The sequence below is a fragment of the Blautia sp. HCP3S3_D9 genome (assembly GCF_052063845.1).
In the GTDB taxonomy this organism is placed as follows: Bacteria; Bacillota; Clostridia; order Lachnospirales; family Lachnospiraceae; genus Blautia_A.
This window is the reverse complement of the sequence record NZ_JBQHWS010000156.1, coordinates 1-6760: the sequence shown is the minus strand read 5'-3', so window position 1 is coordinate 6760 and position 6760 is coordinate 1. Positions and strand designations below refer to the sequence as shown.

Annotated in this window: 7 protein-coding genes; all 7 read left to right on the top strand. The window is 41.0% G+C overall.

All coding sequences use genetic code 11. The features are described 5' to 3' along the window. Window positions 1–1693, top strand: a 1693-nt coding sequence (locus ACTNES_RS18450; protein WP_441040333.1) for a metal-transporting ATPase, incomplete at its 5' end; no start/stop codon positions are given. A gap of 415 nt (window positions 1694–2108) precedes the next feature. Next, window positions 2109–2438, top strand: coding sequence for a hypothetical protein (locus ACTNES_RS18445; RefSeq protein ID WP_291805322.1), 330 nt, complete (start codon window positions 2109–2111; stop codon window positions 2436–2438). Window positions 2439–2673: 235 nt separating this feature from the next. After that, complete coding sequence (gene rsmH / locus ACTNES_RS18440; protein WP_441040332.1) at window positions 2674–3729, top strand: 16S rRNA (cytosine(1402)-N(4))-methyltransferase RsmH; 1056 nt, start codon at window positions 2674–2676, stop codon at window positions 3727–3729. A gap of 1 nt (window position 3730) precedes the next feature. Further along, a complete protein-coding gene (locus ACTNES_RS18435) occupies window positions 3731–3949 on the top strand; it encodes a hypothetical protein (protein WP_291805327.1) in 219 nt (72 codons plus the stop codon). Further along, entirely contained in the window at window positions 3933–4268 is a 336-nt protein-coding gene (locus ACTNES_RS18430; protein ID WP_441040331.1) for a hypothetical protein, read from the top strand. Before ACTNES_RS18435 ends, ACTNES_RS18430 begins: the two co-directional genes overlap by 17 nt. A gap of 87 nt (window positions 4269–4355) precedes the next feature. Continuing rightward, window positions 4356–5618: a DNA polymerase Y family protein gene (locus ACTNES_RS18425; RefSeq protein WP_441040330.1), complete on the top strand. Its 1263-nt coding sequence runs from the start codon at window positions 4356–4358 to the stop codon at window positions 5616–5618. An 80-nt stretch (window positions 5619–5698) separates the two neighbouring features. Beyond that, entirely contained in the window at window positions 5699–6436 is a 738-nt protein-coding gene (locus ACTNES_RS18420; RefSeq protein WP_441040329.1) for a GGDEF domain-containing protein, read from the top strand. Window positions 6437–6760: the final 324 nt, after the last annotated feature.

The following is a 6760-nucleotide window of genomic DNA, read 5'->3' as shown; positions in this document are numbered from 1 at the left end:
AGACAGCATCAGATGTGAGGCGACCCGTGTAGGAGAAGATACCACACTTTCACAGATTATTAAGATGGTCAGCGATGCGGCAGCAACGAAGGCTCCGATCGCGAAGATTGCCGATCGTGTTTCAGGAGTTTTTGTCCCGGCAGTTATCAGCATTGCTATTGTGACAACGATTATCTGGCTGATTGTGGGAAAACCATTCGGTTTTGCACTGGCAAGAGGCATTTCTGTTCTGGTCATCAGCTGCCCGTGTGCACTTGGACTTGCCACACCGGTTGCAATCATGGTTGGAAACGGAATGGGAGCAAAAAACGGAATCCTGTTTAAGACAGCGGTTTCTCTGGAAGAAGCAGGCAAGATTCAGATTGTTGCACTTGATAAGACTGGAACGATCACAAAGGGTGAGCCGCAGGTAACAGACCTGGTTCCGGCAGAAGGAATCTCAGAGAAAGAACTCCTGACTTATGCATATGCGCTTGAGAAAAAGAGTGAGCATCCTTTGGCAAAGGCAATACTTGTGAAAGCAGAGGAGCAGCAGATCAAAGCACAGGAGGTTTCTGATTTCCAGGCACTTCCGGGAAATGGTCTCCGTGCAGTTTTAAATAATGAAATCCTGACAGGTGGAAGCATGAAATTTATCAGTAATCAGGTACCTGTAACACCAGAACTGATCTTAGAGGCCGAGAAACTTGCAGGAGAGGGAAAAACGCCGCTTCTTTTCACAAAGAACAGTAAATTGATCGGTATGATCGCAGTAGCGGATGTAATGAAAGAAGACAGCCCAAGAGCAGTGAAAGAACTGCAGAATATGGGAATTCGTGTAGTCATGTTAACAGGTGATAATGAGCGTACTGCCAAAGCGATCGGTGCACAGGCGGGCGTAGATGAAGTAATCGCAGGAGTACTTCCGGACGGCAAGGAAAGCGTGATCCGTTTTTTGAAAGAAAAGGGTAAAGTTGCCATGGTAGGTGACGGTATCAATGATGCACCGGCATTGACCAGAGCGGATATCGGAATTGCAATTGGTGCAGGAACAGATGTTGCCATTGATGCGGCAGATGTGGTATTGATGAAGAGCCAGTTAAGCGATGTTCCGGCTGCGATCCGACTCAGCCGTGCAACACTCAGGAATATTCATGAGAATCTTTTCTGGGCGTTTTTCTACAATGTAATCGGTATTCCGCTTGCAGCAGGCGTATGGATCCCAATTTTCGGATGGACTCTGAACCCGATGTTTGGTGCAGCTGCAATGAGTCTTTCCAGTTTCTGTGTAGTAACTAATGCGCTGAGATTGAATCTGTTCAAAGTGCATGATGCATCTAAAGATAAAAAGATCAAGCAGAACACCGCAGAGATTCATGTAACAGCCGTTACAGAGAGTAAAAATACAGCAGATACAGATGCGGGCGCCGGTAACAGTGAAATTCATGATCGCAGAGATCAGGAAAATATAAAAGAAAACAAGGAGAGTAATGGTATGACAACAATTACAGTAAATGTAACAGGAATGATGTGCGGACACTGCGAAGCGCACGTAAACAAAGCAGTGAAAGAAGCTTTTGGAGTAGAGGATGTAGTTTCCTCTCATGAAAAAGGAACAACTGTGATTCAGGCACCACAGAAACTGGATGAAGATAAGATCCGTGAAGTGATCAAAGAAGCCGGATATGAAGTAACAGGCATCACACAGGAGTAAAAGTATCAATAAAATAACTGAATCTGCTCAGGTCTGAGGTATATAAAAACACCCGAAAATTACTGTAATGTATCTTTTGAAAAACAGTAAATTTTTGGGTGTTTTTTTGTTGAAAGAAAAATTCGGTCATGCTATCATGATATAAAGTTTGCTGGGGATCTGCTATTGGGCTTATGAATTCTGCTATTTGGCCGGCAGATATGCAGCAGATAAATTTTTCTGTTAAAATAATTTATTTAAAGGGAAACAAAAGTATTTTTTACAGAGGTTTATAAATGGCGGATAATAAGAAAAAGAAGAAATAATCAGGTGTGATCCAGGCCGGGATCGGAGTCCTGACAGTGATACTGGTTATTCTGATCTTAGGCATCCGTCTCTGGAACTGCAGTATCAGCACAAAGGGGAGGATCAGGGCGTGTATGGACGCCTTACGATAATTTTCATAGATAAGGACAGGGAAGAGAATCTGCATCATTTTATTCTGGCATTTGAGACCATTCAGAGTCGGGAAGTAATTGATGCAAAACAGCAGCTGACTCAGTATTATGAACAGCTCAAGCAGTCCGTCCTTGAGAATGACAGCTATGTAGATGCTCTGCTGCAGACTGCGGATGCGATTTATTCTGTAAATCTCTCAGAAGACAGACTGGAACAGAATTTCCTGAATAAAGAGGAAATTAAGATTCTTTTGTGCTTAGCTAACACAAATAATAAGAATAAGGAGGACGTAAGTTATGTGTTTTAATTTCAGTAATTGCTCCGAGTTATTTAATGCAATCTGCAAATATTTCAATATTGGATGCTAATAATAACAGTATCGAAAAATAGAGAACAGCTCTGAATCTTTTGGTAAAGGTTTGGGGCTGTTTTTGATGCTTGGAATTTATTTATAGTGTTTTGGAAGAATGATATTATCATTTTGTTGGACGACTGTCACAATATATGATACAATCTTCGTACGATATAAAAAGGAGAAAACTATGGAAAATCAAAATCAGACCCTGCATAAAAGACGCGTTCGTTATAAGGGAAAATACCCGAAGAAATTTGAAGAAAAATACAAGGAACTTCAGCCAGAGAAATATAAAGACACTATCGAACATGTAATCCAGAAAGGAAACACCCCTGCAGGAATGCATATTTCCATTATGGTAAAGGAAATCATCGATTTTCTCAACATCCAGCCGGGAGAAATCGGATTTGATGCTACATTAGGCTATGGCGGACACACAAAAGCAATGCTCCAGTGTCTGAAAGGCAAAGGTCATATCTATGCCACAGACGTAGATCCGGAGGAATCTGCAAAAACCACAAAACGTCTGGCAGAGCAGGGATTTGGTGAAGACATGCTGACAGTGAAACTTCAGAACTTCTGCACCATCGACGAGATTGCGAAAGAAGTGGGAGGATTTGACTTTATCCTTGCAGACCTTGGGGTTTCTTCCATGCAGATTGACAACCCTAAGAGAGGATTTTCGTTCAAAGTAGACGGTCCGCTGGATCTTCGTCTGAATCAGAAAGCAGGTATCAGTGCAGCAGAACGACTGGATACCATATCAAGAGATGAACTTGCAGGAATGCTCTATGAGAATTCTGATGAGCCATACTGCGAAGAACTTGCCAAAGCCATTACTGATGAAATTCGCAAAGGTAATCGTATTGATACAACAACAAAACTGCGTCAGGTCATTGAGAAAACGCTGGACTTTTTGCCGGAAAAAGAAAAGAAAGATACCATTAAGAAAACCTGCCAGAGAACATTCCAGGCCCTTCGTATTGATGTAAACCGTGAGTTTGAAGTATTATATGAATTCATGGAGAAATTGCCAGATGCTCTGCGCCCAGGCGGACGTGTGGCAATTCTTACTTTCCATTCCGGTGAGGACAAACTTGTAAAGAAAGCTCTCAAAGAAGGATACAGAGCAGGAATTTATTCTGATTATGCCAAGGACGTGATCCGTCCGTCTGCACAGGAGTGTGCACAGAACGGAAGAGCCCGTTCCACCAAAATGCGCTGGGCAGTAAAAGCAGATTAATATGGCAGAAAAGAGCAGAACCAAAATCAAAAAGCCAAAGAAGTCTGTCATTATTTTATTACTGGTAATTGTTTATATCTGTCTGGTCTGTCTTCCATATTCCAGACAGGGGAAAGCATCAGAAGAAACACAGCAGAATTTCACACTGGACGAATTTTTCAGTGATAACAAAAGTGGAGAGAAAGCCAGAATCCTTGTAGATAATGAAGATGCATTTTGAGTCTGTATGGAATCTGCCAGTATGTAAAACAGTGACAATGATGACAAATTCTGTTGCAAATAACGGGAATCCGTTTGGCGCTACGGACTATGATATGTTCAAGCAAAAAGTTCTGGATACAGGAGTACAGATTCTGGAATATGACCAGGGAGTTTCCTATCATGGGAAATGCTTCGTGATAGGAGAGGAAATGATATACAGTTGTGTGAAAGCAGAGAGAATCGTCAGACATGGTTCTCTCTGTTTTGATCTTATGAAAAAATATGGAACATCCGGTAAAAAGATGCTAAACTGTAAGAAAGTTAAAAGAGGTAGCTGATTTTTTTACCAAATCAAGCAAGTAGCGAAACGGGTTGTGAATATCCGTTTGACAATTAATTAAAAGATGAAAAGGAGCGTGAAACATATGGAACGCCTGATTTTTCATATAGATGTAAACAGCGCCTTTCTTTCCTGGGAGGCAGTGAGGAGAGTAAAGCAGGGACTGCCGGATCTGCGGGAGATTCCTGCCTGTATCGGTGGTGATCCGAAGAAGCGTACAGGTATTGTAGTTGCAAAATCAATTCCTGCAAAGAAATACGGTATCCAGACGGGCGAGCCTATGGCAATGGCTCTGAGAAAATGTCCGAACCTGACAGTTGTTCCAGGTGATTTTGCACTTTTTGACCAGTGTTCCAAAGCTTTTAAGAGAATCTGTGCTTCCTATGCACCAGTCATGGAATCTTTTTCCATAGATGAAGTTTTTCTGGATATGACCGGCACATCGCTGATCTATCCGGATCCCATTGCAACAGCACATGAGATCAAAGATAAGATATATAAGGAACTTGGCTTTACTGTAAACGTAGGAATCTCCACCAATAAACTGTTGGCAAAGATGGCCTCTGACTTTGAAAAACCAGATAAAGTACACACTTTGTTTCCAGATGAAATTCCCGCAAAAATGTGGCCGCTTCCTGTAAGAGAATTGTTGTTTCTTGGAAAAGTATCAGAGAAGAAATTAGTGGAAGCAGGGATCAGGACCATTGGAGATCTGGCACATGAGCGGGAAGAAAGAATCCAGGCACTGCTTGGTGAAAAAGCCGGACATCAGTTATACGAATATGCCAGAGGAATTGATGATTCCCCTGTCCGTGCCCAGCCTGAAGAAGCAAAGGGATTTAGCGTGGAAACTACTTTTAATGATGATATCATTTCCATGGAACAGATATTGCCTGTATTACTGGAACAGTGTGACGTACTTGCAACGAGAATGAGGCGTAAGAAAAAGAAATGTACCTGTATTTCCGTGACTTTTCGTACTCTGGATTTCAAGAATCGTTCCCACCAGACGAAACTTGAAAATCCTACAGATCTGACAGACGAGATTTACAGAAATGCGAAGAAATTATTTGGAGAATTCTGGAAAGGGCAGCCTTTGCGCCTGATCGGAGTAGCGTTGACTAATCTTACAGAAGATGGTTTCGAACAATTATCACTGTTTGAAGACACTACAGATAAAGAAAGACACCAGAAACTGGATGCTGCCATGGATGCGATCCGAAGTAAATATGGCAACAGCATGATCACCAGAGCCAGTATTATGAACAGCAATGCAAGAATTGCCCGGAAAGCAAAGGCTCAGATGGAGAATGAGCGAGATAGAGATGTAGGTAAAGAAATTAAATAATGTTATATCATTGGAAATAGGATATTGATTAATATTTCAATTATGATGAAGGATATTCTTATAATCAGTGGATCAAAGATATGCGTTCCGGAAAGAAGGAGGGCAGATTCTCAGCCAAGATCAGGGGAGAGGAATCTACTATATCCTACAGAAATATTTCCAGTATGCCGGGATGGTATGTAGTTGTTGAACTGGCGAATAAAAATATTTCTGATATTACCCAGCATTTCTCTGTCTGGGTAGGAGTGTATGGAAGCATTCTGATAGGATTTACACTTCTGTATATGCTAACAATTCTGTTTCTTGAGAAAAAAGATAAACAGCATTATATAGGCCTGTCCGCAATTGACCCTCTGACAGGGATTCTGAATCGCAGGGCATTTCAGAATGCAGTAGAAGAAGAACTTCATAAAAAAGTGCCGGGAGTTTTCATTTTTATTGATGTGGATAATTTCAAAACATATAATGATACTTACGGTCATGACAATGGAGATCTTTGTCTGCATCATTTCGCCAGAATGATGAAGCAGTGCTTCCCGGAAGACAGTATTCTGGGTAGATATGGCGGAGATGAATTTGTTATGTACCTGAAGAAGCTTAATATCGAAACAATACAGACTTATATGAAGGATTTCCAGAAAAAAATCTCACATTTGACCTTATCAACAGGCGAACAGGTAATACTTTCTGCCAGCGCAGGCGGAGCAGCGTTTCCAGAACAGGGAGAGGACTTTATCTCTTTATGTAGAAGCGCAGATGCGGCTTTGTATGTTGTGAAGCAGAATGGGAAAGCAGATTTTAAGATGAAAGAGATGTAGAGATAGAATTGAAAAGCCGTTCTGAGACAGAAACATATTTCTGATTTTCGGAACGGTCTTTTATTTATGAGCAAGTAGTGAAGCAAATGATGCCATCTGTTTGACTGTGTGAAATAGAATACTTTTTAGGGATATAATTCGAAAAAAATAAAAAAATGGAAAAAATTAGAAAAAAGGTGTTGACAATGCAAAAAAACTATGCTAAATTAAATGAGCTGTCGCAAGACAGACAACCTTGATAACTAAACAGTGAAACACATACGATTCTCGAAAATTCTTTACATTTTTAAGAACGGTTGAATAAACCAAAAACAGTAAAAACGA